This is a genomic window from Aestuariibius insulae (assembly GCF_040783535.2).
Classification (GTDB): domain Bacteria; phylum Pseudomonadota; class Alphaproteobacteria; order Rhodobacterales; family Rhodobacteraceae; genus Aestuariibius; species Aestuariibius insulae.
The window spans coordinates 193923-220871 of sequence record NZ_JBFONW020000006.1; the positions used below are offsets into that span (position 1 = coordinate 193923).

The 26949-nt window shown below is 63.7% G+C and carries 28 protein-coding genes; 6 read left to right on the plus strand and 22 right to left on the minus strand.

Annotation, left to right across the window (positions count from 1 at the left end; genetic code table 11):
* Positions 1 to 6: 6 nt before the first annotated feature.
* A complete protein-coding gene (locus AAD018_RS16755; protein WP_367315695.1) occupies positions 7 to 504 on the plus strand; it encodes a DUF6653 family protein in 498 nt (165 codons plus the stop codon).
* Here AAD018_RS16755 and AAD018_RS16760 read toward each other — a convergent pair.
* From AAD018_RS16760 to AAD018_RS16785, 6 genes are all read right to left on the minus strand, one after another.
* Complete coding sequence (locus AAD018_RS16760; protein WP_367315694.1) at positions 501 to 863, minus strand: H-type lectin domain-containing protein; 363 nt, start codon at positions 861 to 863, stop codon at positions 501 to 503. The two genes, AAD018_RS16755 and AAD018_RS16760, sit on opposite strands and share 4 nt — an antisense overlap.
* A gap of 85 nt (positions 864 to 948) precedes the next feature.
* Positions 949 to 1392: a F0F1 ATP synthase subunit epsilon gene (locus AAD018_RS16765; protein WP_367315693.1), complete on the minus strand. Its 444-nt coding sequence runs from the start codon at positions 1390 to 1392 to the stop codon at positions 949 to 951.
* A complete protein-coding gene (gene atpD / locus AAD018_RS16770) occupies positions 1392 to 2816 on the minus strand; it encodes a F0F1 ATP synthase subunit beta (RefSeq protein ID WP_367315692.1) in 1425 nt (474 codons plus the stop codon). The genes AAD018_RS16765 and atpD overlap by 1 nt, the downstream gene beginning before the upstream one ends.
* Before the next feature lie 18 nt (positions 2817 to 2834).
* Positions 2835 to 3710 carry a F0F1 ATP synthase subunit gamma gene (locus tag AAD018_RS16775; protein WP_367315691.1) on the minus strand — a complete coding sequence of 292 codons (876 nt, stop codon included), beginning with the start codon at positions 3708 to 3710 and terminating at the stop codon, positions 2835 to 2837.
* A gap of 6 nt (positions 3711 to 3716) precedes the next feature.
* Positions 3717 to 5255 carry a F0F1 ATP synthase subunit alpha gene (atpA, locus tag AAD018_RS16780; protein WP_367315690.1) on the minus strand — a complete coding sequence of 513 codons (1539 nt, stop codon included), beginning with the start codon at positions 5253 to 5255 and terminating at the stop codon, positions 3717 to 3719.
* A complete protein-coding gene (locus AAD018_RS16785) occupies positions 5255 to 5815 on the minus strand; it encodes a F0F1 ATP synthase subunit delta (protein WP_367315891.1) in 561 nt (186 codons plus the stop codon). Before AAD018_RS16785 ends, atpA begins: the two co-directional genes overlap by 1 nt.
* Positions 5816 to 6119: 304 nt before the next feature.
* Between AAD018_RS16785 and AAD018_RS16790 the strand changes: the two genes are divergently transcribed.
* Positions 6120 to 6737 (plus strand): VOC family protein, encoded by a 618-nt coding sequence (locus AAD018_RS16790; RefSeq protein WP_367315689.1) that lies wholly within the window; start codon positions 6120 to 6122, stop codon positions 6735 to 6737.
* A gap of 190 nt (positions 6738 to 6927) precedes the next feature.
* On the opposite strand, the gene AAD018_RS16795 is transcribed toward AAD018_RS16790, so the two are convergent.
* Positions 6928 to 7731: a hypothetical protein gene (locus AAD018_RS16795; RefSeq protein WP_367315688.1), complete on the minus strand. Its 804-nt coding sequence runs from the start codon at positions 7729 to 7731 to the stop codon at positions 6928 to 6930.
* Positions 7732 to 7787: 56 nt separating this feature from the next.
* On the opposite strand from AAD018_RS16795, the gene gloB reads away from it, so the two are divergent.
* Positions 7788 to 8561, plus strand: a complete 774-nt coding sequence (gene gloB / locus AAD018_RS16800) for a hydroxyacylglutathione hydrolase (protein ID WP_367315687.1) — start codon at positions 7788 to 7790, stop codon at positions 8559 to 8561.
* Between the two features lie 197 nt (positions 8562 to 8758).
* A complete protein-coding gene (gene clpA / locus AAD018_RS16805) occupies positions 8759 to 11083 on the plus strand; it encodes an ATP-dependent Clp protease ATP-binding subunit ClpA (RefSeq protein ID WP_367315686.1) in 2325 nt (774 codons plus the stop codon).
* Here the strand turns inward: clpA and AAD018_RS16810 are convergent.
* Complete coding sequence (locus AAD018_RS16810; RefSeq protein WP_412005308.1) at positions 11080 to 11421, minus strand: hypothetical protein; 342 nt, start codon at positions 11419 to 11421, stop codon at positions 11080 to 11082. The two genes, clpA and AAD018_RS16810, sit on opposite strands and share 4 nt — an antisense overlap.
* A gap of 179 nt (positions 11422 to 11600) precedes the next feature.
* Between AAD018_RS16810 and AAD018_RS16815 the strand changes: the two genes are divergently transcribed.
* Positions 11601 to 12812, plus strand: a complete 1212-nt coding sequence (locus AAD018_RS16815) for an ankyrin repeat domain-containing protein (RefSeq protein WP_412005309.1) — start codon at positions 11601 to 11603, stop codon at positions 12810 to 12812.
* A gap of 27 nt (positions 12813 to 12839) precedes the next feature.
* Here the strand turns inward: AAD018_RS16815 and AAD018_RS16820 are convergent, their stop codons facing one another.
* The 3 genes from AAD018_RS16820 to AAD018_RS16830 all read right to left on the minus strand — a co-directional run bounded on the left by AAD018_RS16820 (position 12840) and on the right by AAD018_RS16830 (position 16313).
* Positions 12840 to 14471, minus strand: a complete 1632-nt coding sequence (locus tag AAD018_RS16820; protein ID WP_367315684.1) for a peptidoglycan -binding protein — start codon at positions 14469 to 14471, stop codon at positions 12840 to 12842.
* 3 nt (positions 14472 to 14474) lie between these two features.
* Positions 14475 to 15695 carry a biopolymer transporter ExbB gene (locus AAD018_RS16825; protein ID WP_367315683.1) on the minus strand — a complete coding sequence of 407 codons (1221 nt, stop codon included), beginning with the start codon at positions 15693 to 15695 and terminating at the stop codon, positions 14475 to 14477.
* A gap of 78 nt (positions 15696 to 15773) precedes the next feature.
* Entirely contained in the window at positions 15774 to 16313 is a 540-nt protein-coding gene (locus AAD018_RS16830; protein WP_367315682.1) for a gamma-glutamylcyclotransferase, read from the minus strand.
* Between the two features lie 63 nt (positions 16314 to 16376).
* Between AAD018_RS16830 and AAD018_RS16835 the strand changes: the two genes are divergently transcribed.
* Positions 16377 to 17375 (plus strand): DUF2125 domain-containing protein, encoded by a 999-nt coding sequence (locus AAD018_RS16835; RefSeq protein WP_367315681.1) that lies wholly within the window; start codon positions 16377 to 16379, stop codon positions 17373 to 17375.
* Here AAD018_RS16835 and AAD018_RS16840 read toward each other — a convergent pair.
* The 11 genes from AAD018_RS16840 to AAD018_RS16890 form a co-directional block, all read right to left on the minus strand.
* Positions 17363 to 18178, minus strand: a complete 816-nt coding sequence (locus tag AAD018_RS16840; RefSeq protein WP_367315680.1) for an extensin-like domain-containing protein — start codon at positions 18176 to 18178, stop codon at positions 17363 to 17365. The two genes, AAD018_RS16835 and AAD018_RS16840, sit on opposite strands and share 13 nt — an antisense overlap.
* Positions 18175 to 19086 carry a prephenate/arogenate dehydrogenase family protein gene (locus tag AAD018_RS16845; protein WP_367315679.1) on the minus strand — a complete coding sequence of 304 codons (912 nt, stop codon included), beginning with the start codon at positions 19084 to 19086 and terminating at the stop codon, positions 18175 to 18177. Before AAD018_RS16845 ends, AAD018_RS16840 begins: the two co-directional genes overlap by 4 nt.
* Positions 19083 to 20171: a histidinol-phosphate transaminase gene (hisC, locus tag AAD018_RS16850; RefSeq protein WP_367315678.1), complete on the minus strand. Its 1089-nt coding sequence runs from the start codon at positions 20169 to 20171 to the stop codon at positions 19083 to 19085. The genes AAD018_RS16845 and hisC overlap by 4 nt, the downstream gene beginning before the upstream one ends.
* Positions 20172 to 20480: 309 nt before the next feature.
* Positions 20481 to 21101, minus strand: coding sequence for a 30S ribosomal protein S4 (gene rpsD / locus AAD018_RS16855; protein ID WP_367315677.1), 621 nt, complete (start codon positions 21099 to 21101; stop codon positions 20481 to 20483).
* A gap of 163 nt (positions 21102 to 21264) precedes the next feature.
* Entirely contained in the window at positions 21265 to 22176 is a 912-nt protein-coding gene (locus AAD018_RS16860; protein WP_367315676.1) for a lipid A-modifier LpxR family protein, read from the minus strand.
* 213 nt (positions 22177 to 22389) lie between these two features.
* Complete coding sequence (locus AAD018_RS16865) at positions 22390 to 23376, minus strand: ABC transporter substrate-binding protein (RefSeq protein ID WP_367315675.1); 987 nt, start codon at positions 23374 to 23376, stop codon at positions 22390 to 22392.
* A gap of 34 nt (positions 23377 to 23410) precedes the next feature.
* A complete protein-coding gene (locus AAD018_RS16870; protein WP_367315674.1) occupies positions 23411 to 24265 on the minus strand; it encodes an ABC transporter permease in 855 nt (284 codons plus the stop codon).
* Positions 24262 to 25110, minus strand: coding sequence for an ABC transporter permease (locus tag AAD018_RS16875; RefSeq protein ID WP_367315889.1), 849 nt, complete (start codon positions 25108 to 25110; stop codon positions 24262 to 24264). The genes AAD018_RS16870 and AAD018_RS16875 overlap by 4 nt, the downstream gene beginning before the upstream one ends.
* Positions 25111 to 25247: 137 nt before the next feature.
* A complete protein-coding gene (locus AAD018_RS16880) occupies positions 25248 to 25703 on the minus strand; it encodes a GNAT family N-acetyltransferase (RefSeq protein ID WP_412005310.1) in 456 nt (151 codons plus the stop codon).
* Positions 25700 to 26161 (minus strand): hypothetical protein, encoded by a 462-nt coding sequence (locus AAD018_RS16885; RefSeq protein ID WP_367315672.1) that lies wholly within the window; start codon positions 26159 to 26161, stop codon positions 25700 to 25702. The genes AAD018_RS16880 and AAD018_RS16885 overlap by 4 nt, the downstream gene beginning before the upstream one ends.
* The gene (locus AAD018_RS16890; RefSeq protein WP_367315888.1) at positions 26158 to 26922 is read right to left on the minus strand and encodes an ABC transporter ATP-binding protein; all 765 of its coding nucleotides are present in this window, start codon (positions 26920 to 26922) and stop codon (positions 26158 to 26160) included. Before AAD018_RS16890 ends, AAD018_RS16885 begins: the two co-directional genes overlap by 4 nt.
* Between the last annotated feature and the right edge of the window lie 27 nt (positions 26923 to 26949).

A 26949-nucleotide genomic window follows, 5' to 3' on the forward strand; every position in this document is an offset into this window, starting at 1 on the left:
GGCGCGATGGATCTCTTTTCGGCATCGGAACGCCTGATGACCATGTCGGACAAGACCTGGGCGCGGCATGCGAACAGATGGTCCGTCTATACGAGGTTCACCTGTCTGCCTCTGATCGTGCTTGCGATCTGGTCGCGGGTTTGGATCGGGTGGTGGGCCGCGCCGCTTGTGGCTCTTGCTGTGATCTGGACGTGGTACAATCCGCGCGCATTCCCGCCGGCACAAAGGTGGGATACGTGGGCCGCGGAAGGCACGATGGGGGAACGGGTTTTTCTTGGCCACCGCGAGAGTATCGCACCGCATCACCGAAGAGCGGCAATCGTCCTGACCGCCGGATCCGCGATCTGTCTTGCGCCATTGGTCTACGGCCTGTGGGCGTTGAACCCCTGGGCAACGCTTCTCGGCATCTTTACGACGATTGGTCCGAAAGCCTGGTTCGTCGACCGGATGGTCTGGATCTGGAAAGATTGGGAGGCGTCAGGCAAAACGCGCGCGGATCTCTAGATGTCGTAGAGCGCTTCCTGTTCGTGATCGCTGAGAGAGCCGATGGCGATCCAGCCGATACGGACCCGCGCGATCTGGGTATTTCCCCAGGTTTTGAACAGCACGTCGAAGCCGCTTTTGGTCACGTTTTCGGTCACGAGATCAACGCGGCTATTCGCGGTCGAGGAGATATCCCACATGACAATATGGGCCTGAACCACCGGGGGATCGTTGAACTGTTCGGAGAATTTGATGTAGCGCTTGACCTGACGCTGGCCCTTCTCCGTCCACATCTTTCCGTCTTTCTCGAAATGGGAAAACAGAATCTCCTCGCCCTGATCGACCCCGATCGGATGTACGAGAATGTGGCTCATCGACATGATCTAACTCCTGCTCGTCAGACCTACCTGATAACAAAAAAGACCCCGGTGCAAACCGGGGTCTCTCAACTGTGGCAGGTTTCCCCTAAAGGCTTGGTTGCCGGGTCGACAGACCGATCTCTTCGCCCATCGCGACCATGTCGGAGAGCAGCTTTGCCGCCTCGTCGACCGGACCGGGGAGGTTCTCCTGAGCGGCGGTTTTCTTGGCCGCCTCGTAGGACTCCTGCATTTCATCGAACATGGCGTCGTAGTCTTCCTGAGAGACATCGCCCCTGTGGAGCGACTTCTCGGCCAGAACGGACAGACCTTCTGCCGTGATCTCGGCAAAGCCGCCGGAGACGATGTATTCGTCTGTTCCGTCGGAATGCACGACCCGCAGAACACCGGGGCGCAGGGTCGTGATGGTCGGCGCGTGGGCCGGCATCACGGTCATGTCGCCATCGGCGCCCGGCACTTTGACCTCGGTCGCCTCGAGCGAGGCGAGCCTGCGCTCGGGGCTGACCAGATCGAACTGCATGGTGTCCGCCATTATGCTGCGTCCGCCGCCATCTTCTGAGCCTTCGCTTTCACGTCTTCGATGCCGCCGACCATGTAGAAGGCACCTTCCGGCAGGTGATCGTACTCACCCGCGACAACGGCCTTGAAGGAGGCAATTGTGTCCTCGATCGGCACCTGAACGCCGGGCGATCCGGTGAAGACTTCAGCAACATCAAAGGGTTGGCTGAGGAAGCGCTGGATCTTCCGGGCGCGGGCCACGGTCAGCTTGTCCTCTTCCGAAAGCTCGTCCATGCCGAGAATGGCGATAATGTCCTGCAGCGACTTGTAGCGCTGGAGGATCCCTTGGACGTCACGGGCCACGCCGTAATGCTCTTCGCCGATGACGCCGGGATCGAGCAGACGCGAAGTCGAATCGAGCGGGTCCACAGCCGGGTAGATGCCCAGCTCGGAGATCGAGCGCGACAGAACCGTCGTGGCGTCGAGGTGGGCAAAGGACGTTGCCGGAGCCGGGTCGGTGAGGTCGTCGGCGGGCACGTAGATGGCCTGCACCGAGGTGATCGATCCGTTCCGCGTCGAGGTGATCCGCTCCTGCATCGCGCCCATGTCGGTGGCGAGTGTCGGCTGATAGCCCACAGCCGAGGGAATCCGGCCTAGAAGCGCCGACACCTCGGAGCCTGCTTGCGTGAAGCGGAAAATATTGTCGACGAAAAAGAGAACGTCGGTTCCGGACTGGTCGCGGAACTGCTCGGCCATGGTCAGGCCGGACAGGGCGACGCGCATCCGTGCTCCGGGAGGCTCGTTCATCTGGCCGTAGACCAGTGCCACTTTGGACTTGGTCAGATCGTCGGCATTGATGACGCCGGATTCGATGAATTCGTAGTAAAGGTCGTTACCTTCACGCGTCCGCTCTCCGACACCGGCGAAGACCGAATAGCCCGAGTGGACCTTTGCGATATTGTTGATCAGTTCCTGGATAAGAACCGTCTTGCCCACACCGGCACCGCCGAAGAGGCCGATCTTGCCGCCCTTGGAATAGGGGGCCAGCAGGTCGATGACCTTGATGCCCGTCACGAGGATCTCGGACGTCGTGGATTGAGCTTCGAAACCGGGAGCTTCGTTGTGGATCGAGCGGCGCTCGGTCTCGCCGATGGGGCCTTTTTCATCCACAGGAGCGCCGACTACGTTCATGATCCGGCCGAGCGTCGCGTCGCCCACGGGCACGGTGATCGGACCATCCGTGTCACTGACTTCCTGACCGCGGACGAGACCCTCGGTCGCGTCCATGGCGATGGCTCGCACCGTGTTTTCGCCAAGGTGCTGGGCCACTTCGAGGATCAGCTCGTTTCCGTTGTTGTCGGTCGTCAGCGCGTTCAGGATCTCCGGTAGGTGATCCTCGAACTGCACGTCCACGACGGCGCCGATGACCTGGGTCACTTTGCCTTTTGCGTTTGCCATTGTCCGGTCTCCGGTTCGTTAGAGCGCTTCCGCGCCCGAAATAATTTCGATCAGCTCGTTGGTGATGACGGCCTGACGCGAGCGGTTGTACTCGATGGTCAGCTTGTCGATCATCTCGCCTGCATTGCGGGTCGCGTTGTCCATCGCGGTCATCCGGGCCCCCTGCTCGCCTGCGCCATTCTCAAGGAGCGCCGAGAAGATTGCCGTCGCGACGCCGCGCGGGAGCAGGTCGGCGAGGATCTCTTCTTCGCTGGGCTCGTAGTCGTAGAGCGTCGAGCTGTCCTCGGCCGCCTCTTCGGGCGCCTCGTAGGGGATAAGCTGCTGCTCGGTCGGGATCTGACTGACGACGTTTTCGAACTGCGAATAGAACAGTGTCGCCACGTCGAATTCGCCATCGTCAAAGCGCCCGAGGATGTCCTTTGCCACGCCTTGGGCGTCGGCATAGCTCACCCGTTTGACGTCGCTCAGATCGATGTGACCGACCAGAGCGTCAGACCATTCGCGCCGCAGGACGTCGCGCCCCTTTTTGCCGACGGTCAGGATCTTGACGGTCTTTCCCTCCGCCTGCAGCTTCTCCGCGCTCGATCTCGCAAGTTTGGCGATGTTCGAGTTGAAGCCGCCGCACAGGCCCCGCTCTGCCGTCATCACGATGAGCAGATGGGTCTTGTCAGACCCGGTGCCCGCCAGAAGGCGAGGTGCGCTGTCGCTTTCGCCGACAGAGGCCGCAAGGCCCGCCATCACCGCGTTGAAACGCTCCGTATAGGGGCGCGCCATCTCTGCCGCTTCCTGCGCACGGCGCAGCTTGGCGGCAGCGACCATCTGCATCGCCTTCGTGATCTTGCGGGTCGACTTGACCGACTCGATCCGGTTTTTGAGATCCTTAAGGCTGGGCATCCGGGTTTACCCGAAGTCCTTGGCGAATGCGTCGATCGCGCCTTTGATCTTCTCCTCGGCGTCGCCTTTAACCTTTGGATCCTCGTTGGTGATATAGTCGAGCACGTCCGACGCTTTCGTCCGCATGTGGTGCAGCAGACCTTCTTCGAACTTGCCGACCTGATCGACCTTGAGATCATCGAGATAGCCGTTGGTGCCCGCATAGATGACACAGACAATCTCAGCATTGGTTAACGGTGAGTACTGAGGCTGTTTCATCAGCTCGGTGAGACGCGCGCCGCGGTTCAAAAGCCGCTGGGTGGCGGCATCGAGATCGGAGCCGAACTGTGCGAAGGCGGCCATCTCGCGGTACTGGGCCAGCTCGAGTTTGACGGGACCGGCGACCGATTTCATCGACGAGGTCTGGGCGGCTGAGCCCACACGGCTGACCGAGAGGCCGGTGTTCACGGCGGGACGGACACCCTGGTAGAAGAGCTCCGTCTCAAGGAAGATCTGGCCGTCGGTGATCGAGATCACGTTGGTCGGAATAAAGGCTGACACGTCGCCGCCTTGGGTTTCGATGATCGGCAAAGCCGTCAGCGAGCCCGCGCCGTTATCCTCGTTCAGTTTCGCGGAGCGCTCGAGCAGGCGCGAATGGAGGTAGAAGACGTCTCCGGGATAAGCTTCGCGGCCGGGCGGACGGCGCAGGAGCAGCGACATCTGGCGGTAGGCGACGGCCTGCTTGGAGAGGTCATCATAGACGATCAGCGCGTGGCGGCCGTTGTCGCGGAAGAACTCGGCCATAGCGGTCGCGGTATAGGGCGCGAGATACTGCATCGGAGCAGGCTCGGATGCGGTTGCGGCGACCACGATCGAATAGTCAATCGCGCCGGTTTCCTCGAGCTTTTTCACCAGCTGCGCCACGGTCGAGCGCTTCTGACCGACGGCCACGTAGACGCAGTAGAGCTTCTTGCTTTCGTCATCGCCGGCGGCGTCGTTGTAGCTTTTTTGGTTGAGCATCGTGTCGAGCGCGACGGCGGTCTTGCCGGTCTGGCGGTCGCCGATGATCAGCTCGCGCTGGCCACGGCCAATCGGGATCATGGCGTCGATGGCCTTGAGGCCTGTCGCCATGGGCTCGTGCACCGATTTGCGGGGGATGATACCGGGCGCCTTGACGTCGGCGACGCTGCGCTGCGACGTCTCGATCGGACCCTTGCCGTCGAGCGGATTGCCGAGGCCGTCGACCACGCGGCCAAGAAGCGCATCGCCAACGGGCACGTCCACGATGGAGTTCGTGCGCTTGACGGTGTCGCCTTCCTTAATGTCCCGGTCGGAGCCGAAGATCACGACGCCGACATTGTCGGTTTCGAGGTTCAGCGCCATGCCTTGGATGCCGCCGGGGAATTCGACCATCTCGCCGGCCTGGACGTTATCGAGGCCGTAGACCCGTGCGATCCCGTCGCCGACGCTCAGCACCCGGCCCACTTCGGCCACTTCGGCTTCCTGGCCGAAATTCTTGATCTGGTCCTTGAGGATCGCGGAAATTTCCGCAGCTTGGATCGCCATTAGCGGGCCTCTTTCATGGTGTTCTGGAGCGCGTCGAGCTTGGAGCGGATCGAGGTGTCGATCATCTTCGAGCCGACCTTAACGACAAGGCCGCCAATGAGGCTTTCATCGACGGACTGGTTGAGTTTCACATCGCTGCCGAAGCGGTCCTTGAGGACCTTGGCGAGCTTGTCGGACTGGGTTTTGGTCAGTGCCTTGGCGGCAGTGACATCTGCGGTGATCTCGCCCTTTTCCTCGGCGATCTTTTCGCGAAGATCGGTAAGGAGCGCGGGGACGACGAAGAGGCGGCGGTTCTGCGCCATCAGCTTGAGCGTGTTTACGACTGTCTCGGACAGGCCCATCTTCGCGGCAAGCGCGCCGATTGCGGTTTCCTGCTGGTCGCGGCTGTAGATCGGGGAGTGCAAGAGGCTCTTGAGATCGTCGCTTTCAGAGATGGCGGCGCCAAGGGCATCCACGTCTTTTTCCAAGGTCTCAAGCGCCTTGGCCTCTTTCATCAGTTCAAACACGGCTGAGGCATAACGGTCGGCAATGCCTGTTGAAATCGAAGCTGGTTCCGACACGTCCACCCTTCCGATGTCTTCGCCGGACGAGTGGTTCGCCGCGGCAATCGTCTTGGGGCGCTTCCACTCGAAGCACCCGGTCAAATCAGGGGCCATGTAACAGAGGCCTTTATACGCCGCAACCGTCCCGAATGCGCCTTTTGCAGGCCGGATCGACGCTTTGTTCAGATAGGGCCTGCCTCCCGCGTGGAAAGGCCCGGCGGCAGCTGTTCTTTCGGGCCTTGGGGTGCGATGAAGGACCGGCGGGCCCGGCAGGTCATTTGGCCGCAGAGGTCATGCGCCGTTGTCAGGAAGGGCCGGCAGGATGCTTGAATTCGATCATATCGCGGTTGTCGCCCCCTCTCTTGAGGCCGGGAAAACCTTTGTAAGAGAACGGCTTGGCGTGGATGTGCCGGATGGCGGAGCCCATCCCCTGATGGGCACGCATAACTGCCTAATGAAGCTGGGGCAGGATGAGTTTTTCGAGATTATCGCCATCGACCCGGATGCCCCCGATCCGGGCCGTTCGCGGTGGTTCGGGCTGGACAATTTGGGGGACGGGCCGATCCGGGTCGGCAACTGGATCTGCCGGACCGAGGATGTCGATCGGGCGATCGATACTGTTGAGGCCGAAACGGGACCTGCGATCGCGATGACGCGCGGGGATCTGAACTGGCGGATCACGGTGCCTGAGGATGGCTCCCTGCCCTATGGCGGAGGGGTTCCGACCTTGCTGGAATGGCCCGAACGCCCCTTTCCCGGCAGCCGGATGCCCGATCTGGGATGCGCTTTGGAGCGTTTGACGATCCGCCATCCTGAGGCTGCGCGGATCGAGGCGATGCTGGAGGGGAAGCTGACCGATCCGCGGATCGTGTTCGAGACGGGCGAGACGGTCGCGCTGAAAGCGGCGATCCGGACGCCGGACGGAGTGCGCGAGATCTGACGCCGGTTCGGCGCGAAGACCGGCGGCGGCGAGGATCGGCGCGAATCGGGGGTTAACGCCAAGCAGGGTTGGCGTTTCGGCATGCGGTATCCGGTCGGTATTGCGTCGGTATCCGGTCGGTGGATTTTCGGCATGATCCCGGGTTAACGGACAGAGCGCTCGAAAATCCGCGCAACGGCGGAGACAATCCTTAGTCGCGAGGCGGGATTGTTTCTGCGCTTAGGGTGGCGCCTTGGCGGGCCGGTTCAGGCTCTGGCATGCCGATCCCTTCGAGGACCCGCAAAGGGCGCCGGACGGCTTCGGGGAGGCCGGGCCTCGTCGGGGCAGCGACCTGTTTGCTGGCTTCGACGACAAGGACCCCTCCGGCGGCGATGGCGGGCAGAGAGCTGCCGACCCTTTCGAGAATCGGTCCGGTCTTGAGCCAAAAGCGCTGATCGGTCGGCGGCTGGAACAGCGCGGAGGAGACATGTTCGGTCATGAAGCGGTGGCGCTTGAGCTGCTCTTCGAGCTGGCTGGTCGAATAGGGCCTCCCGTAGCCGAAGGGCGTCCGGTCGCGCCGCGCCCAGAAGCCCGCCCGGTTCGGCACGATGAAGATCGCCCGCCCGCCGGGGCCGAGCACGCGCCAGCATTCGTCCAGAAGTGCCGAGGCATGTTCGGACGTCTCCAACCCGTGCAGCAGGATCAGACGATCGACCTTGCCGGTATCGATGGGCCAGAGCGTTTCTTCGGTCAGAACGCTGACATTGGGCTGTTGAGACGGCCAGGGCATCACGCCCTGAGGACCCGGCATCAAGGCGATGGTGCGGCGCGCCACACCGAGATAGGGGCGCAGGAGCGGAACGGCAAAGCCGAAGCCGACGACCGACATGGCGCCCATGCCAGACGCGTCGGGCGGCCAGAGCGTCGCGATCCGGTCGCGGATCACGCGCTGCGCGGCGCGGCCCAGAGCGCTGCGATAATAAAAGCGCCTCAGATCGATCACATCGAGATGCATTGCAGGAACCGCCCTTCCACGGTTTGGTTGACCTCAGGATAACCCCAGCCGGACAAATGACCATGCCCCTTCACATCGAAACGGTTCCCTGCCTTCAGGACAATTATGCCTATGTCCTTCACGATGACATCACCCGGCGCACGGCGCTGGTCGATGCGCCCGAGGTCGAGCCGATCCGCGAGCTTCTTGTAGGACGCGGATGGGAGCTGTCGGATCTGCTGATCACGCATCATCATTCCGATCATATCGACGGCGTGGCGGATCTGCACAAGATCTATGACTGCCGCGTGATCGGCGCGCAGGCCGATCAGCACCGGTTGCCGACGCTCGATCTGGCCGTGGGCGAGACGGATGTGGAGGCGGTCTGCGGCGAAGAGGTGCATATCATCGACGTGCCAGGTCATACGGTGGGGCATATCGCGTTCTACATGCCGGGCGCGCAGGCGCTGTTTTCGGCCGACAGCCTGATGTCCTGCGGCTGCGGGCGCCTGTTCGAGGGCACGCCTGCCCAAATGTGGGAGAGCCTGCTCAAGATGCGCAAACTGCCCGATGAGACCACGGTTTATTCGGGGCATGAATATACGCTGACCAATATCCGCTTTGCCCTGACCCTTGAACCGGAGCATGAAGCGCTTAAATCACGGCTCCAGACCGCCGAAGATCTGCGCAAGGCGGATAAACCAACCCTCCCCGTTTCTCTTGCAGAGGAAAAACGTACAAACCCGTTCCTGCGGGCGGACGATCCGGCATTGAAGGCCGCGATCGGCATGGAGGGCGCGTCCGACGAGGATGTGTTCGCCGAAATCCGCAAAAGGCGGGATTCGTTCTGACCGATATCGCGGCGAAATTGCTGGGGATCTGGTCGGATTGCGGGCGTCAAGTGCGTCGATCACGAAGAATGTGACGCCTGCGACAAAGAAATTCCTTGAAGCTTGGCTAAGAACACCGAACTTTAAGATATAGAGGCCACGGTCAGGACGGGGCCACGAAAGTCCCGCCGCCGACCCCGATCAGAGGAGCACGTGCTGTGCCGTCTTTCTCATCCACGCTCGAGCAGTCGATCCATTCGGCCTTGGCGATTGCCAATGCCCGCCATCACGAGCTTGCCACGCTTGAGCATCTGTTGCTCGCGCTTATCGACGAACCCGATGCCGCCCGCGTCATGAAGGCGTGTTCGGTGGACCTGGAGGATCTGCGCAAGACCCTTCTGGAATTCATCGAAGACGAGCTGTCCAATCTGGTGACGGATGTCGAGGGCTCAGAGGCGGTTCCGACCGCCGCCTTCCAGCGCGTGATCCAGCGCGCCGCCATCCATGTGCAGTCCTCGGGCCGCAACGAGGTGACGGGCGCGAATGTGCTGGTTGCGATCTTTGCCGAGCGGGAATCGAATGCCGCCTACTTCCTGCAGCAGCAGGATATGACGCGCTATGACGCGGTGAACTTTATTGCGCATGGGGTCGCCAAGGATCCGGCCTATGGCGAAAGCCGGCCCGTCAGCGGCGCGACCGATATCGAGGACGAGGCGCAGGCCGCCGAGGGCGGTGACGAAAAGGAATCGGCGCTGGCCAAGTATTGCGTCGATCTGAACGCCAAGGCGCGCAAGGGCGAGGTCGATCCGCTGATCGGGCGCGATCACGAGGTCGAGCGCTGCATTCAGGTGCTCTGCCGCCGCCGGAAGAACAACCCGCTATTGGTAGGCGATCCGGGCGTCGGCAAGACGGCGATCGCGGAAGGTCTGGCGCGCAAGATTGTCGATGGCGAGACGCCCGATGTGTTGGAATCGGCGACGATCTATTCGCTGGATATGGGCGCCTTGCTCGCCGGAACCCGCTATCGTGGCGATTTCGAAGAGCGTCTGAAAGCGGTGATGACCGAACTTGAGGACCATCCCGATGCGGTGCTGTTCATCGACGAGATCCATACGGTGATCGGCGCCGGGGCGACTTCGGGCGGCGCGATGGATGCGTCGAACCTGCTCAAGCCTGCGCTTCAGGGCGGCAAGCTGCGCTGTATGGGATCGACCACCTATAAGGAGTTCCGCCAGCATTTTGAAAAGGACCGCGCCCTCTCTCGCCGGTTCCAGAAGATCGACGTGACGGAACCCTCGGTCGAGGATGCGGTGAAGATTCTGCGCGGCCTCAAGCCCTATTTCGAGGATCACCACGCGATCAAGTACACATCGGATGCGATCAAGACGGCGGTGGAGCTGTCGGCGCGCTATATCAACGACCGCAAGCTGCCCGACAAGGCGATCGACGTGATCGACGAGGCAGGCGCGGCCCAGCATCTCGTGACCGAAAGCAAGCGGCGCAAGACCATCGGCACCAAGGAGATCGAGGCGGTCGTGGCAAAGATCGCGCGCATTCCGCCCAAGAATGTCAGCAAGGACGATGCCGAAGTGCTCAAGGATCTGGAGACGACGCTCAAGCGCGTTGTCTTCGGGCAGGACGCCGCCATTGTGGCTTTGTCTTCGGCGATCAAGCTGTCGCGGGCCGGGCTGCGGGAGCCTGAAAAGCCGATTGGCAACTACCTTTTTGCGGGGCCTACGGGCGTCGGCAAGACGGAGGTGGCCAAGCAGCTTGCCTCGACTCTGGGTGTGGAGCTGCTGCGCTTTGACATGTCGGAATACATGGAGAAACACGCTGTCAGCCGTCTGATCGGCGCGCCTCCGGGCTATGTCGGGTTCGATCAGGGCGGGATGCTCACCGATGGGGTCGACCAGAATCCCCATTGTGTCCTGCTGCTCGACGAGATCGAGAAGGCGCATCCGGATGTCTTTAACATCCTGCTGCAGGTGATGGATCACGGAAAGCTGACCGACCATAACGGACGGGCCACGGATTTCCGCAATGTGATCCTGATCATGACCTCGAACGCAGGTGCGTCGGAACTGGCAAAGGCCGCGATCGGCTTTGGCCGCGACCGGCGCGAGGGTGAGGATACGGCGGCGATCGAGCGGACGTTCACGCCGGAATTCCGCAACCGTCTGGATGCGGTGATCTCCTTCGCTCCGCTGCCCAAGGACACGATCCTGCAAGTGGTTGAGAAGTTCGTCCTGCAACTCGAGGCGCAGCTGATCGACCGAAACGTCACGATCGAACTGACCAAGCCTGCCGCCGAATGGCTGGCGGACAAGGGCTATGACGACAAAATGGGCGCGCGTCCTCTGGGCCGGGTGATCCAGGAGCATATCAAGAAGCCGCTGGCGGAAGAGTTGCTCTTTGGGAAGCTGGCAAAGGGCGGCAACGTCAAGGTTGGTGTGAAGGACGGCAAGCTCGACCTGCGGATCGAAGAGCCCGAAACGGCACGGATCGGCAAAGGCGACAAGCCGCCGTTACTCACGGCCGACTAGGGCGAGACCGCTTTAGGTTCCACCTCGTAAAGTTTGATCAGCCCCGGCCTTTGCGCCGGGGCTTTTTTTGGCGTCGGAGAGTCTTGAGTTCTACTCGACGGGTGGCTGTTTTCGGCAAAGACCGGACGGGTCCCCTCTGGCATCGCCTCCCGCTGCGCAGCAAGCTGCGGATGGTCAGCACGATGCGATAGTCTGGACTCAATCGCTTTCACCGGCGTCTCAACAGGACTGAGCTGGATATCAGATTTTCCTGCCCGATCGTTGCATCGGCGGAGGGTCAGATCTCCAGCCATCAGACCGAACGATACCGTGGGCTCTTTGAGAAGGCGATTGCTCAAACCTCGCGCGAGCGATCTGGCCAATTGGCGATCGAGGCTGTCCTGGCACGTGACTGCGCTGCCGGGGAGGGTTCAGGTAAGACAGCCTGTTCACGTCCCGGGTTTCAACCGTTGTCCGTGGCCGGTAGTCTGTTCCAATGTCATTCTCTTTGATCAGATGTCTGGCGGTCGCAGCGCCCTTGCTGGGTTTGTCAGGTGGCGCGTTTGCCTGCACTCCCGTTCCGGAAACCCTGCAGGATCTTTTGTCGGCGAAAGATGCAGCCGGTTGCTTCGATGCGGTTCTGAAGCAGGCGCCAGAAGACAGGCGCGAGAGTGCGATTTTGAACATTCTCGATGCCGCGATTTATGCGGGCAACCTGCCGCTCGTCCGAGCCGCGATCGAGGCGGGAGCGTTGACGATAGATCACACGGGAGTGGGCTTGTCTCCTCCACTTTTCGAGGCGATCCGGTGGGGGCAGCCAGAGACTGTCGATCTTCTGCTCGAGGCCGGTGCCGATCCCGATCTGAGTGTTGGAGACGAACAGTCCGCTCAGCAACCGTTGCTGTTGGCGGCGTTGGGCGGAGAGGACCGCATCATGCGCAGTTTGCTGGATGCGGGTGCGGATCCGACGGGCACCATGATCGTGAGCCCTTTGGTGATCGCTGCGCGCGATGGGCAGGCGGGCATGGTAAATATGCTTGTGGAGGCCGGCGGGATTGCCCGGTTTCACCCCGAAGCGCCTGAGGGCATGACGCTGATCGAAATGGGGATTTACGGCCGTGGGGACCGAGGGCCGGTGATCTCGGCCTTGATCGCAGGAGGCGAGGATCCCGCTCAGCCTATGTCGCGAGGGGAGTTGCCCCTGTTCACCGCAGCCGTTCTGGGACAAGGCGGCGTGGTGCGTACCATCGTAGACGATGGCGTGCCTGTGGATATGATCGACCAGCGGGGATTTACAGCGCTTGTCGCTGCCGCAGAGGCGGGCAGTTTGGCCGGCCTAAGCGTTTTGCTGGAGCTTGGCGCAGATCCGGATTTCGACGATGGGGCCGCAGCCCGTCAGGCAGAACTGAATGGCGAAGATCTGATTCTCGAGTACCTTCGTGCCGTTGGCGATTCCGCTGCGCAGCAACAGATCCTGAACAACGCTCTGGAAATCGAAGTTCTCAGTCTGTTTGCGGGCGAGGCAGAAGCGCTGATGCAGGAAGGAGCCGATCCGAATGCTTGGGTTGGCAAGGATCATTTGCTTAACCGGATCGAGTGTTCTCCGAGGATCGGGACGATCTTGCTTGATGGGGGCGCTGACCCTGACCTGATGCTGGTCGAGAGCGGCTGGATGCCATGGGTCATGTCTTGCGGAGAGACAGCGCATGATGGGGCGGAGTATCTCAATCGTCTTGGCTGGGCGAAGTGACGCCTGCCAGCGAGCTGACGCGGTGGATTAGCGCTCGGTCAGTTTCAGCTCAATCCGGCGGTTGCGGGCGCGGGCGGCTTCGGTATCGGCGGGGTCGAGGGGTTGGAATTCGCCAAAGCCGTTGGCGGCAAGGCGCTGGGGCGGGATGCCGAGCGCTTCGGTCATGTAGAGCACAACGCTAAGGGCGCGGGCCTGGCTGAGCTCCCAGTTGTTGTCGAAGCGGCCGCCGCGCGAGACGGGGATGTCGTCGGTATGGCCGTCGACGCGGATCACCCAATCGATGGCGTCCGGGATGTCGGCGGAGATGTCGCGCAGGATGGCCGCGACGCGGGCGATCTGGGCGCGGCCATCGGAGGAGAGGGTCGCGGAGCCGCGGGAGAAGAGCACTTCGGAGGAGAAGACGAAGCGGTCGCCTTCGACGCGGATCCCCTCGCGGCCTTCGAGACGGTCGCGCAGGAGGGCGAAAAACTCGGACTGATAGCGTTCGAGGTTCTCCGCCTCGGCGGCAAGGCGGGCGCGTTCGGCGGCCTCCAGCTCGGCGCGGCGGCGTTCGGATTCGGCGCGCTGGCGTTCGGCGGCAGCCGCCCGGGCGAGCGCCTGATTGAGCTCGGAGCCGAGGGTTTCGATCTGGATCTGGGCAGCGGCATCCTCGTCCGAGGAAAGGTTGACGAGGGCCTGCAGGGAGGAGAGCTGGTTGCGCAGCTCGGCGACCTGCTGGTTCAAAAGCTCGACCTGGCGCTGGCTTTCTTCGGACAGGGATTGTTCCTCGGAGAGCGCGGCGCGGGCCTGATCAAGAAGGGCGGCCTGCCGTTCAGCTTCGGTGAGGGTCGTCGCGGCGGTCTCTTCGGCTTCGGTTCGCGCGGCGCGGGCGGCGGCCAGCTGATCGCGCAGATCGTCGAGGGTCAGCCCCTGCTCGGCGAGGTTTTCCAGCTCGGCCCGGGCGGCGGCGAGGAGGGTCAGCGTCTCTTCGGCCTCGCGGCGCCTCTCTTCGAGGGCGAGGGTCATGGCGGTCAGTTCGGCATCGGCATCTTCGAGCCGGTCGCGCAGGGCCTGCGCGGCGGCGGCATCGGCGAGGCGTTCAGCCTCGAGCGTGTCGATCTGAGTTGCCGCGTCCGAAAGCGCGGCTTGATCCTGTTCTTGCTGGGCCTGCAGGTCGGCGACCATGGCGTCAAGCGCGGCGCGGCGGGCGGCGGCGAGGCGGGCGGCCTCTTCCTGAGCATCGATTTCGGAGAGCAGGGTTTCCTGCTCGCCGCGAAGGGTCGTGATCGTCTCGCGGGCGGCGTCGCGATCGGCGAGAAGGCCCGCGACCTGCTCTTCGAACGTGGCGATGCGGGTGCGGGCATTGGCCAGATCGGCGGCCTGGCGGTCGCGCTCGGCCGAGAGGGTGGCGATCAGGGCGTTCTGCTGGATCGTCTCGTTCTGCAGGTTGCTGGCGCGCTGGCGTTCGAGGCCCAGCGCATCGGCGAGCTGTTCGACCTCGCCCGACAGCTCGTCGAGTTCGGTGGCCTGACCGGTGATCGTCTCGCGCAGGATGAACTGGACGATCATGAAGATCGTCAGCACGAACATGAGGACCAGCAGCAGGCCCGTCATGGCATCCACGAAGCCGGGCCAGATCGAGGCCTGGAAACGGGCGCCGGATCTGCGGCTTAGTGCCATGGATCAGATATCCCTGTCGCGGGCGACGGTGCGCGGGCGGATCGATTGCGACTGCCGGATGGCGCGGGAAAGTGAAGCGATGTCGCTGCGGATATCGGCCATCGTTTCCTGACGCCCGGCGGAGATCTCCTCGAGGATACGCAGCATTTGCAGATCGATGGAGCGCAGGCGCATCCGGCTTTCCGCATCGATGCCGTCGCCGCCGCCTTCCTCAAGGACCTGGGTCAGGCGGTCCTGTCCTTCGGCAATGCGTCCCAGGATACCTGCAAGTTCGCTGTCGCCGGTCCCCGCGCCTTTGGGCATCTTTTCGGTCATGTGATCGATGGCGTCGACGAGGCGGGTCATGCGGTCTTCCATGAGGACGCGGCCCTCGTCGGCCTGCAGGATCATGGTTTGAAGCAGGTCCATCTGTTCGGCCATGTGATCGGCGAACGTGCCGAAGCTGGCGCCTGCCGGAGTGGCTGCCGCCTCGGGGCTGCCGCCCGCCTCTTCGCTGGTGAAGCTGACGCGGGTGATGGTGGAGAGCCATTCTTCAAGCTCGCGGTAGAAGCGGTTCTGGCCGTGGCCCGCGAAAAGCTCAAGCAGGCCGACGACGAGCGATCCGGCCAGACCCAGAAGCGAGGAGGCGAAGGCGACGCCCATGCCGCCGAGCTGCGCCTCAAGGCCGGTCATGAGGCGGTTGAAGATGTCGACGCTGGCTTCGCCTTCCTGCGGGGCGAGGGAGCGGATCGTGTCGACAACAGCGGGCACGGTTGTGGCAAGGCCGTAGAAGGTGCCCAGAAGTCCGAGGAAAATCAGCAGGTTGACAAGGTAGCGCGTGATCTCTCGCGCCTCATCGATGCGGGTTGCGACGGAATCGAGGATCGACCGGGTGGAGGTCGCGCCGAGCTGCATCCGGGCGGAGCGGGCGCGCAGAAGCGTGGCGAGCGGGGCCAGAAGGCGCGGCGCGGTGCCCGCCTCTTCGGTCTGGCTGCCCGCAAAGCGTTCGAGCCAGCGCACAGATGACATCAGGGTGAAGACCTGCAGGAAACAGGCGAGCACACCGATGAAAAAGACCAAGACGATAAAGCCGTTCAGCCCCGGATTGGCCAGAAAGAGCGGCGAAATGGTAGGATAGGCCAGATAGGCACCAGCCCCGACCAGCCCCAAAACGATCAGCATCCATGTGATCTGGCTGATGGGTTGCGAAAACTGCGGCTCTGCCTCGGGTCCCCTTCTGTCCATCAGGACGGGTCCTCGTTCTGGTACGTCATCGGAAGAAATCCTACTGAAATCGGGCGTAAAGAACCAACACTTTGTGCCTTAATCATGGCAGTCCGGCCCCATTTTGCGGACTTCCTTATCGAGCCATTCGATGTCGGGATCGCGCACCCCGAGGTCCTGCAAATGCAGGGCGGTGTTGTGCAGATAGTCGCGGTTCGGGCCACGCCCGCCGGTCGCGCGGGCGATGCGGCGGGCCTGTTCGGCAAGCGAAAGTTGGCAATATTGCGCGTGATCGCGGTCGATGACGTAGCAGACGGCCTCGATCTCGCGGCTGTCGTCGAGCGTCAGGGGGAGGCGGGCCTCGTAATAGGCGGCGGTGACCAGCTCGCGCTCGCGCAGCATGGCGAGGACCGCATCCGCCTGCGTGTCGGCGACGCGGAAGGCCATTCCGGTGCAGCTGTCGGCCTCGGATTTGTCCAAAGCGAGGACGAGGCCGGGCTGGTCATGGGTGCCGCGATGGTAGACCGAGAGCATGCAGAAGGAGCGGCTATAGCCCGCCAGCTGTGCGCGCACGGCTTCGGCGGGGCGAAACCCGGGATTCCAGAGCAGCGATCCATAGCCGAAGACCCAAAGCGCCATGCTGGTCCTCCTTTCGGGCGGTCTATAGAGAAGCCGGGTGGGTTAGGCAAAAGGCCATTCGATATGCGCAAACTCGTCTTTTTGGTGATCGCGGTCGCCGCGCTTTATGCGGGCTATTGGTTCGTGGGTGCCGCCGCGATCCGGTCTGCCGCCACGGACTGGCTGGAGCGGGAGGCCGCGACGCCGGGCGGGCTGGAGCCTGCCTACGAGGATCTGTCGGTGCGAGGGTTTCCGTCGCGGTTCGACACCACGGTGAACGGTCTTGAGATCCGCGATGCGATCTCGGGCTACGGCTGGCGGGGGGCGTTCTTTCAGATGTTCGCGCTGAGCTACCGGCCGACGGAGGTGATCGCGATCTTCCCGCCCGAGCAGACGGTGATGACGCCTCTTGGAGAGATCCCGATCCGGGCGGACCGCATGCGGGCGAGCGCGGCGGTCGCCGCCTCAACCGATCTGCCGCTGGACCGGGTGACGATAGAGGTCGATCAGGCGGCGGTCGGGCTGTTGCCCGGCGAGATCTTTCTGGAGCGGGCGCTGCTGGCCCTGCGCCGGGTCGAAGGAGCCGAGGCGCGCTATGACATTTTCGGCGATGTGCTGGATCTCGATCTGTCGGACGAGCTGATGGCGTGGATCGGCGCGGCTGATCTGCCGTCGCGGGTTCAGGAGATCCGGATCGACGGGACGGTCGAGATGAGCGCGCCTTTGGACCGGTTCGCGGAAGCGGCGCGGCCAATGCTACAAGCGATCGAGCTGAGGGAGGTGATGCTGTCCTGGGGCGAAGTCGACGTGACGGCGCGCGGGGATCTGAGCGTGGGTGGCGCTGGCGCGGTGTCGGGCGAGATGATGCTGGAGGCGCGCAACTGGGATGCCGCGCTGGATCTGGCGGTCGATGGCGGTTGGCTGACGGCGCAGGAGCGGCTGTTGCTTGGCGCGGTTCTGACCGGGCTGTCGGCGGGCGGGCCTGACGAAGCATTGGAGATAAGGGCCGTTTCCGTGGACGGGCGGTTGAGCGTGGGCGGGATCGATGTGGGCGATCTGCCCCGGCTGGCTCAGCGGCAGTAGGAGCCGCTGCGGTAGCGCGCGGTGTCGAAGTGGAAGTGGTCCTGATGGAAGCGGTCGGATTCGGGGCCGAGCACGGTGCCGAAGGGGCCGCAGGCGTCCCGGTGCATCTGGCGCAGCTTTGCCCCATGGGCCTGACTGCGCCAGCCTTGGAGAAGCGTGATCTCCGAGCCGTCGCGCAGGATGAAGCCCGAGATGTCGATAGCGCGGCCTTTGCCATGTTCTGAAATCCGCCCGCCCGGCTGGTTGTTGCGGGTCCGGCAGGAATAGTGGGCTGCGACGCGCAGACTTGAGATCCCGCCGCCGGTCGTCCGAAGGGTCGGTTTGACACTTTGCTCGACCCAGCGATAAAGCGCGTCGGCGGTGGGGCAGTCGATCGTCGCCGGCTGGCTAAGCGCGACCCCGGCAACAGAGCGGATGCGGACGGCGTCGCTTACACCGCAGCCCGGAACGCGACCGGGCACGCCGCCGACGCGATCACCCTGGATCTGCAGGTTGCCGCAGACGGCCCCGGCGCGGCGCTCGCGCTGGATGCGGCGGCCCATGGCGAGGATCGCGTCGGGCCGGTCGATCGGCCGGAGCGAGCTGCGGACCGCCGCCTTGGTCGCGGCGTCGAGGATGATGGCGCGGGCGAGGATGATCTCCGCAATCTTGTCGTCCGGGCGCGCCTCGGGGCGGACCAGCATGACGCTGGAGGTCGAGACCTGTTGCGCCAGAACGGGGCGGGCGACCGGACGCGTGTCGCCGGTGGGCGCGCCGGTCGCCGTCGTGGCCGCGAGGGCAAGGATAAGGGCAAGGCGCCTCATCGGCCGCGGCCGAAATTGGGGATGTCGGTGTCCTGGCCTGCCTCGACGATGCCGCGCCGGATGGCCCGGGTGCGGGTGAAATAGTCGTGCAGATGCGCGCCGTCCCCGGTTCGGATGGCGCGCTGGAGGGCGAAAAGCTCTTCGGTGAAGCGGCCGAGGATCTCGAGCGTGGCGTCCTTGTTGGTCAGGAAGACGTCGCGCCACATCGTCGGATCGGAGGCGGCGATGCGGGTGAAGTCGCGGAAACCGGCGGCGGAGTATTTCACCACCTCGCTGTCAGTCACGCGCCTGAGATCGTCGGCGACGCCGACCATCGTATAGGCGATGAGGTGCGGTGCGTGGGAGGTGACGGCGAGGACGAGATCATGGTGATCCGCCTCCATCTCGTCGACATTGGAGCCCAGCGCCTCCCAGAAGCGGGCGAGCCGGGCGACTTCCTTGCGGTCGGCGTTTTCGGGCGGCACCAGGATGCACCAGCGGTTGTCGAAAAGCTCGGCAAAGCCCGAGCGGGGGCCGGATTGCTCGGTTCCCGCGAGGGGATGGGCCGGGATGAAATGGACGCCGTCCGGCAGATGCGGGGCGACAGCGTCGATCACCGCGCGTTTGACCGAGCCGACATCGGTGAGGGTCGCGCCGGGTTTGAGATGGGGGGCGATATCGCGGGCGACCGCCTCCATCGCGCCGATGGGGACACAGAGGACGACGAGGTCGGCGTCGCGCACAGCCTCTGCTGCGGTGTCGGTGATCTCGTCGGCGAGGGTCAGCTCCCGGGCGATGGCGCGCGTCTCGGCGGAGCGGGAGGTGCCGCTGATGACCTCTGCCGCGCCGCTGCGGCGCATGGCGTGAGCCATCGAGGACGCAATCAGGCCGAGGCCGATCAGCGCGACCTTGCCGTAGATCGCGGTCACTTGGCCTGCCCTTTGAAGAGACCGACCGCATGGGCGACCCGGCGGCAGGCGGCCTCGTCTCCGACGGTGATCCTGAGGCAGTGCGGCAGGTTGTAGCCGCCCATCTGGCGCACGATGATCCCTTCGGATTTGAGGAAGGCGTTGCAGGCCTCGGCCTCGGCTTCGTCGGTGAAGCGGGCGAGGATGAAGTTCGCCATGGAGGTATCGGACGGCACGCCGAGGGCAGCGAGCGCCTCGGCCAGCCAATGGCGCCACTGGGTGTTCGAGGCGAGGCATTTACCGGCGTAGTCGCGATCTCGCACGGCCGCTTCGGCGGCGGCGAGCGCGGCGGAGGAGAGGTTGAAGGGACCTCGGATCCGGTTGAGGACGTCGATCACCTCTTGCGGGCCGTAGCTCCAGCCGATGCGCAGCCCGCCCAGCCCGTAGAGTTTGGAGAAGGTGCGGATCATCATGACGTTCTGGCGCGCCTCGATCAGCGCGAGACCCGCGTCGTAGCCGTCGACATATTCGGCATAGGCCCCGTCGAGTACCAACATACATTGCTCGGGCAGCCGGTCCGCGAGCGAGGCAAGCGCGTCGGTGCCGACCATCGTGCCGGTGGGGTTGTTCGGATTGGCGATGAAGACGAGGCGGGTCTTGCCCGTGACGGCCGCCAGGATCGCCTCGATATCCGTCATGCGTTCGTGTTCGGGGACGGAGACCGGGGTCGCGCCAGCGGCGAGCGCGTAGATGCGGTAAAGCGCGAAGCCATGTTCGGTGTGGATGACCTCGTCGCCCGGGCCGGCATAGGCTTGGCACATCAGGTTGATGACGTCGCCCGATCCGGCGGCGCAGATCAACCGGGCGGGATCAAGGCCGTGGGTTTCGGCGATCGCCTCGCGCAGGGCGGCATGGTCGGAAGACGGGTAGCGGTGCAGGTCGTGCGAGGCGCGGCGGAAGGCCTCAACGGCGGCGGGGGACGGGCCGAACGGGTTCTCGTTCGAGCTGAGTTTGAGGGCGTTCGACTGGCCCGCGATGTGGCTGGCACCGCCCTTGTAGAGCTCGATGTCGAGAATACCGGGTTGAGGGCGCAAAATCTGAGTCATGCCTGGACCATTCAAAAGGGAACCGGGCCGTTCTAGCCCCCTGCCCCGCCCGTGACCAGAGCCGCGTTGGTCGTACGGGATTGGGATGCGAAAAGCCGCGCCCCGAGTGGGGGCGCGGCTTTGATCGGGTGATGCAGGGTCCAGCTGGAGGTCCCGGGTCAAGCCCGGGACATTAGCTGGTGGGTCGCCCGGCGCCCAAAACTGCTACCGGGTGCCCGCCGCAGTTGCTGGCGCAACCGCTTTCCGGCGCGCGTCACTGCCTTGCAGTGACGTTTACCAGCACGCGTTATTGCTGGCGCAATGACGTGGTTAGTTCTTCGCGTAGAATTCCACGACGAGGTTCGGCTCCATCAGGACCGGGTACGGCACGTCGCCCAGCTGCGGGGTGCGTGTGAAAGTGGCGGACATCTTGGAGTGGTCGACATCCATGTAGTCGGGCACATCGCGTTCGGGCAGGCCGGCGGCTTCGAGGACGATCGCGAGCTGCTTGGAGCGGTCGCGCACCTCGATCACGTCGCCTTCCTTGACCCGGTAGGAGGGGATGTTGACCTTCTGGCCGTTCACCTTGACGTGGCCATGGTTCACGAACTGGCGGGCGGAGAAAATGGTCGGCACGAATTTGGCGCGGTAGACGACGGCGTCGAGACGACGCTCGAGCAGGCCGATGAGGTTCTCACCGGTATCGCCTTTGACGCGCTCGGCCTCGGCATAGATGCGGCGGAACTGCTTTTCGGTCAGATCGCCGTAATAGCCCTTGAGCTTTTGCTTAGCGCGCAGCTGAATGCCGAAATCGGAAAGTTTGCCCTTGCGGCGCTGACCGTGCTGGCCGGGGCCGTATTCGCGGCGGTTGACGGGCGATTTGGGGCGGCCCCAGATGTTTTCGCCCATGCGGCGGTCGATCTTGTACTTGGCAGACGTGCGTTTCGTCACGGCTGATCTCCTTCTTAGGACGCGCCCCGATGGACGCTATGAAGGGCGTTGTCCTTTGGCCTTGCGGCCCGACAGGGATCCCCTTGCGGGGGCCACCAACACCAGTGAAGAGCGCCGTTTAGGCAAGGATGGGAAGGCTGTCAAGCGGGCCGGAGGCGGCGCGTCAGAAGACGAAGGAGAACCCGACCGAGCCGATCTGCTGCTCGCCGGACTGGCCCACGAATTCTTCGGAGAGCCAGGTGCTGCCCAGATGCATGCCAATCCGGTCCGAGAGCTTGACCTTCAGGCTGGCGCGGAACCGGCGCCGGGTGTCCCGCGCGTCGGGGCCGTAGGACGGGAAATAGAGGCTGTCGCCGATATAGGCGACATCGGCGCCCAGAACGAGCGAGGTGCCCAAGGGAGATCTGTCGATCCCCGGGAAGCGCTGGCCGGTCACGACATCGCGCACGCCCAGATCATTGTGGCCGACATCGCCGATCACCAGATCGCCGCCGATGCGGGCCAGCGTTTCGACGCCGAGCTGCGCTTCGGCGAAGGGGCGGAAGGAGAGTTTCGGACGGGGCTGGAACCGGTGTGCAATCTCGCCGCTGGCCATCAGGCGTGTGGTGTTGTCGATTTGCTTTTCAATCGTCTCGAGGCTGGGAAGGCTGGCCTTCATGCGTTTGTGCAGATCGAATTGCAGATCGTCGAGCCCGGTGCTGGGACCGACCGAGACCAGATCGAGCCCGAGACGGTATTCGACAGGTCCGGTCGCAGCATAACTGTGCAGGCCCGCCGCGATGGTTCCGGCCCAAGGGCGATCAAAGGGGTCTGGGAGGGAGAGGTTCGCGGGAGAGATGATTTCCGCCCGGAGGCGGTATTCAAGGACATCGCCGAGCCGAGTGGGAAGTTTGTCCCCTCTGGGCCTGCCGCGCAGATAGCTGAGTGTCAGGCTGGCGGTGCGCCAGCGATCGCGCCCGTCGCCCAGCATATCGTTGCTAAAGAGCTGGCCCCAGCCAAGCGCGACGCGCCGGTCATCGGCCATAAGAGGGCTGGCGAGCGCCCAGAGGAGCGCCGCGATAAGAAGACGGGTCATGATAAGATCCTCAAGACGGACGGTGCCGCGTTTACGGGATCTTTATGAGCCAGAGCCCTCTCGGACAGGTTAACCGATCCCTTTCAGATCGGGCGTATCGCTCCTTTCCGAGGCCAAAAGTTCGTAAACCTCGAGGTAATTTTGAGATGAGTTTTTGCAAAGAAAAGGCCGCAGCATCGCGCTGCGGCCTTTCACGTTGGGTTATCGGCGGCTTTAATTAAGCGCCATATCCGTGACCGCGTGCGTCCAGGCACCCTCCGGCTCGGCGCTGATAACGGGGTCGGAGCCACCGGCAAGGAGGGTTTCGACCGTGCGCTGGTAGGCTTCGGGGTCCAGAACGCCGTTTTCGGTATCGATGAGCTTGGCGATCTCGCCCATCATGCGCTTCTGGTGTTCTTCGGACTGGGCGCCGGTTTCGTCATATTCCAGCACGATTTCGGCAGCGGCGTCGGGGTTCTCGACCGCCCACTGCCAGCCCTGCATGGAGGCGCGCACGAACTTGGCCATCTTTTCAACGAAGGCGGGATCCTCGAGGTTTTCCTCGAGCGTGTAGATGCCGTCCTCGAGCGTTGCGACGCCCTGATCCTCGTAGCGGAAGGTGACAAGCTCGTCCTCCGAGACACCCGCATCGAGAACCTGACCGTATTCGTTATAGGTCATGGTCGAGATGCAATCGGCCTGCCGCTGCAGAAGCGGATCGACGTTGAAGCCCTGTTTCAGGACGGTGATGCCGTCCTCGCCGCCATCGGTGGAAATGCCTTCCTGCGCCATCCAGCTGAGGAACGGGTATTCGTTGCCGAAGAACCAGACGCCAATGGTTTTGCCGCGGAAATCCTCGGGGCCTTCGATGCCGGTATCCTTCCAGCAGGTCAGCATGAGGCCCGAGGTCTTGAAGGGCTGGGCGATGTTGACGACGGGCAGGCCTTTCTCGCGCGCGGCGAGCGCGGACGGCATCCAATTGAGCATCACATCCGCGCCGCCGCCCGCGAGGACCTGGGGCGGTGCGATGTCGGGGCCGCCGGGCAGGATCGTGACGTCGAGCCCTTCCTCTTCGTAATAGCCGTTCTCGAGCGCGACGTAGTAGCCCGCGAACTGGGCCTGCGTGACCCATTGGAGCTGAAGCCGGACCTCGTTGTCCTGGGCGGCAGCTGCGCTGGCGAGGCCGGCGGCAAGGGCGGCGCTTGTCAGAAGGTGTTTCATGGATGGTTCTCCCCTATTGGTGGTCTTTTTATCCTCAGGATCGGGCCCGCTGGGACGGATGCCAGAAGGTGATGGCGCGTTCGATCATGGCAACGGCCCCATAGAAGGCCGAACCGGCAAGCGCGGCAACCACGATCTCGGCCCAGACCATATCGAGCGCGAGCTGACCGACGGAAGTCGAGATGCGAAAGCCCATGCCCACCGTGGGCGATCCGAAGAATTCGGCCACGATTGCACCGATCAGGGCCAGTGTTGTCGAAATTTTAAGCCCGTTGAAGATGAAGGGCATGGCGGCGGGCAGGCGCAGTTTGGCGAGGCTGGTCCAGTAGCCCGCGCCATAGGTGCGCATCAGGTCGCGCTGCATGGCATCGGCAGATTTGAGGCCCGCGACAGTGTTCACGAGGATCGGGAAGAACACCATGACGCCGACGACGGCGGCCTTGCTTTCCCAATCGTTGCCGAGCCATTTGACGAAGATCGGGGCGATGCCGACGATGGGCAGGGCCGCCATGAAGCTGCCGACCGGCAGGATGCCACGGCGCAGGAAATTCGAGCGGTCGGCGAAGATGGCCACGATGAAGGCCGCGATGGCACCGAAGGCGTAGCCGGGCAGCGCGCCCTTGAGCATGGTCTGCTGGAAGTCGGCCCAAAGGATCGGCGTTTCGGAGGCGAAGCGCGCGGCGATGGCTGAAGGCGGCGGCAGGATAACGCCCGAGACGCCGAGGGCGCGGACCAGATGCTCCCAGATCAGCAGAAGCGTCAAGCCGAAGATCGCGGGCACGGCGAGGCGGACCCAGCGCCTTTCGGGATGGCGGGAGAGGACGACGTTGAGGCCCCAGCCCACGGCCCAGATGGCGAGCGCGATAGCGAGGGCGGCGGGGGTGCTCATGCGGGGGCAATCCCCATACGGCGAAGCGTTGCCCGTTCGATCAGGGCAAGCGCTCCGACCAGAAGCGCGGCGGCGATGGCAGCGGCAAAGAGCGCGGCCCAGGCGACAAGCGGCTGGCCGAACTGGTCGCCGACCAGCATGCGCGCGCCGAGGCCCGCGCGGGCGCCGGTCGGCAGCTCTCCGACGATGGTGCCGACAAGGCTGGCGGCGATGCCGATTTTGAGACTGGCAAAGAGATAAGGGGCGGAGGCGGGCAGGCGCAGCTTGAGGAACTCCTGAAGGCGGCTCGCGCTGTAGGTCCTGAGCAGGTCGAGCTGCATCGCATCGGGGCTTCTGAGGCCCTTTACCATGCCGACGACGACCGGAAAGAAGCTGAGATAGGCGGCAATCATCGCCTTGGGGAACAGCCCCTGGATGCCGATGGCGCCCAGCATGACGATCACCATGGGCGCGACGGCCAGAATCGGCACAGTTTGCGAAGCGATGGCCCAGGGCATGATGCTCAGATCCATGGCGCGCGAATAGACGATGCCGACGGCCAGAAGGATGCCAAGCCCGGTGCCGATGGCAAAGCCCAAAAGCGTCGCCGAGACCGTGACCCAGCCGTGATAGACGAGACTGCGTTTGGAGGTGACGCGTTTGAGCGCAATGGTGTCCCACAGCTCTGCTGTCACCTGATGGGGCGATGGCAGGCGCGGACGGTCCTGGTTGAAGGTCTGGGGGATGATACCGGTATTGCGGAGCGCGAGGGAGGTGCCGGTCAGCTCCTGCCGGGCGATGGCAGTGTCGGGGGTGACGATGATGCTGTCGCGCTCGGCCTGGCTGGCGGCGGCGTGCATGTTCATCGGCACGACCGCGATATACCACAGCGCAATGATCCCGGCGACGATGGTCAGGATCGGAGCGGCGGCCCCGGTGATGCGGCGGAAGGCGCGGCCGGTCGCGCCGATCCCGGCGCCGGGGGCGGCGATGGGCGCGTCCGTCACGCGCGCCACTCGTAAAGGATATCAGGCAAGCCTTCCTCGTTCTCGCCGATCGTGCGGCGCATTTCGGCGAAGCCCTCGCGCATGTAGAACCGGCGGGCGTCCCGATTGATGACGAAGGTCCAGAGGTTCAGCTGCTTGCGGCCCTCTTTGGCGGCATTGAGCAGCCGGGTCCCGGCCCCCTGCCCTCTGGCGTCGGGCGCGAGGTAGAGCGCGGTGATCATATCGGAGCCGTCCCGCGCGATAAAGCCAGTCACCGTCCCGTCCTGCTCGCTGACAAAGACCGAGCGGGCGGCGAGGACGGCGCTTCGGTAGTGGTGTTCGACATCGCGGTGGGAATGGACGCGGGGCATCCATTTGGTCTGGTCGATCCATTCGTTGAGGATCGCCGCGCAGGCGGCGGCATCGGACAGGCGGCCCGGGCGGATCAGGCTGGTGGTCATCTCAGCCGTCATGGGCAACGTTTTTCGTGAAGCTGCTTGAACATGGGGTCGATCGAGGCCCAGTCATCTTCGGACATCAGCTTGGGAGACCAGCGTTTTCCAAGCTTGACGATCGCCGCCTCTTGAAGGAGAATGCCTGCCGCATAGGCTTGACCTATCTGCATCGATGCATAGCCCGTATCGACATAACGCCCAAGCGCACGGCGGTATATACCATGGGCGACCTCACGATAAAGGCGCGACCAGAGCTGGCATTGAGACACGTCCGGAAAGTCCTCTTCAATGTCAAACCCTTTTCCGTTCCATTGCGCGCCTGACTCGATATCCGCCTCTACGCGGGCCACCTCCGCCGCATCTTCTCGGGAGAGGTCAAGCACGAGACCCACCTGAAGGGCGAACTCAAGCAAAGAATAGAACTGCATGTTATTCATCATCACGTATCGGTCGCCGTAGTAGATCGGGCTTGTCATGACTCTTTTGCCCCGGCTCTCAACCCGTCACGGACGCGGTGGGCGATCTCGATGAACTCCCGGCTGTCGCGGATATCCAGGGGGCGGTCCTTCGGCAGCGGGCTTTCGATGACGTCGGTGATGCGTCCAGGGCGCGGGCTCATCACGACGATCTTGGTGGAGAGGAACACCGCCTCGGGGATCGAATGGGTGACGAAGGCGATGGTCTTGTCGGTGCGAGCCCAGAGATCGAGCAGCTCCTCGTTCAGCTTGTCGCGGACGATCTCGTCCAGCGCGCCGAAGGGTTCGTCCATCAGCAGGATTTCGGCATCGAAGGCCAGTGCCCGCGCGATGGAGGCGCGCTGCTGCATCCCGCCGGAGAGCTGCCATGGATATTTGCCGCCGAAGCCCTCCAGATCAACGAGGGAGAGGACCCGGTCCGTCCGCTCCTGCCGCTCGGATTTGGACAGGCCCATAATCTCGAGCGGAAGCTGGATGTTGCGGGCGATGGTCCGCCACGGGTAAAGTCCCGCCGCTTGAAAGACATAGCCATAGGCGCGCGCGCGGCGGGCCTCGTCGGGGCTCATGCCGTTGACCGTGATGTCCCCGGCGGTCGGCGTCTCGAGCCCAGCCATCACGCGCAGGAAGGTGGTCTTGCCGCAACCGGACGGGCCGATGAAGGAGACGAAGTCGCCTGAGTTTATGGTCAGGTTGACGTCTCGAAGCGCATGGACCGGGCCGTCGCCGGTTTCGAAGGTGAGGTCGAGCGCGCGCGCCTCGATGACGGGCGCTGCGGCGTCCCGGTCTTG

Excerpts from the sequence above, each read along its gene's own strand:
- AAD018_RS16760 (WP_367315694.1), bottom strand. The coding sequence starts at position 863 with ATGTCGATGAGCCACATTCTCGTACATCCGATCGGGGTCGATCAGGGC.
- AAD018_RS16825 (WP_367315683.1), bottom strand. The coding sequence starts at position 15,695 with ATGGACAGAAGGGGACCCGAGGCAGAGCCGCAGTTTTCGCAACCCATC.
- AAD018_RS16875 (WP_367315889.1), bottom strand. The coding sequence starts at position 25,110 with ATGAACATGCACGCCGCCGCCAGCCAGGCCGAGCGCGACAGCATCATC.
- AAD018_RS16860 (WP_367315676.1), bottom strand. The coding sequence starts at position 22,176 with ATGACCCGTCTTCTTATCGCGGCGCTCCTCTGGGCGCTCGCCAGCCCT.
- AAD018_RS16885 (WP_367315672.1), bottom strand. The coding sequence starts at position 26,161 with ATGACAAGCCCGATCTACTACGGCGACCGATACGTGATGATGAATAAC.
- hisC (WP_367315678.1), bottom strand. The coding sequence starts at position 20,171 with ATGACTCAGATTTTGCGCCCTCAACCCGGTATTCTCGACATCGAGCTC.
- atpD (WP_367315692.1), bottom strand. The coding sequence starts at position 2,816 with ATGGCAAACGCAAAAGGCAAAGTGACCCAGGTCATCGGCGCCGTCGTG.
- AAD018_RS16865 (WP_367315675.1), bottom strand. The coding sequence starts at position 23,376 with ATGAAACACCTTCTGACAAGCGCCGCCCTTGCCGCCGGCCTCGCCAGC.
- AAD018_RS16870 (WP_367315674.1), bottom strand. The coding sequence starts at position 24,265 with ATGAGCACCCCCGCCGCCCTCGCTATCGCGCTCGCCATCTGGGCCGTG.
- atpA (WP_367315690.1), bottom strand. The coding sequence starts at position 5,255 with ATGGCGATCCAAGCTGCGGAAATTTCCGCGATCCTCAAGGACCAGATC.
- AAD018_RS16755 (WP_367315695.1), top strand. The coding sequence starts at position 7 with ATGGATCTCTTTTCGGCATCGGAACGCCTGATGACCATGTCGGACAAG.
- AAD018_RS16790 (WP_367315689.1), top strand. The coding sequence starts at position 6,120 with ATGCTTGAATTCGATCATATCGCGGTTGTCGCCCCCTCTCTTGAGGCC.
- AAD018_RS16765 (WP_367315693.1), bottom strand. The coding sequence starts at position 1,392 with ATGGCGGACACCATGCAGTTCGATCTGGTCAGCCCCGAGCGCAGGCTC.
- AAD018_RS16840 (WP_367315680.1), bottom strand. The coding sequence starts at position 18,178 with ATGAGGCGCCTTGCCCTTATCCTTGCCCTCGCGGCCACGACGGCGACC.
- AAD018_RS16835 (WP_367315681.1), top strand. The coding sequence starts at position 16,377 with ATGCGCAAACTCGTCTTTTTGGTGATCGCGGTCGCCGCGCTTTATGCG.
- AAD018_RS16830 (WP_367315682.1), bottom strand. The coding sequence starts at position 16,313 with ATGGCGCTTTGGGTCTTCGGCTATGGATCGCTGCTCTGGAATCCCGGG.
- AAD018_RS16775 (WP_367315691.1), bottom strand. The coding sequence starts at position 3,710 with ATGCCCAGCCTTAAGGATCTCAAAAACCGGATCGAGTCGGTCAAGTCG.
- AAD018_RS16880 (WP_412005310.1), bottom strand. The coding sequence starts at position 25,703 with ATGACGGCTGAGATGACCACCAGCCTGATCCGCCCGGGCCGCCTGTCC.
- gloB (WP_367315687.1), top strand. The coding sequence starts at position 7,788 with ATGACCATGCCCCTTCACATCGAAACGGTTCCCTGCCTTCAGGACAAT.
- AAD018_RS16820 (WP_367315684.1), bottom strand. The coding sequence starts at position 14,471 with ATGGCACTAAGCCGCAGATCCGGCGCCCGTTTCCAGGCCTCGATCTGG.
- AAD018_RS16795 (WP_367315688.1), bottom strand. The coding sequence starts at position 7,731 with ATGCATCTCGATGTGATCGATCTGAGGCGCTTTTATTATCGCAGCGCT.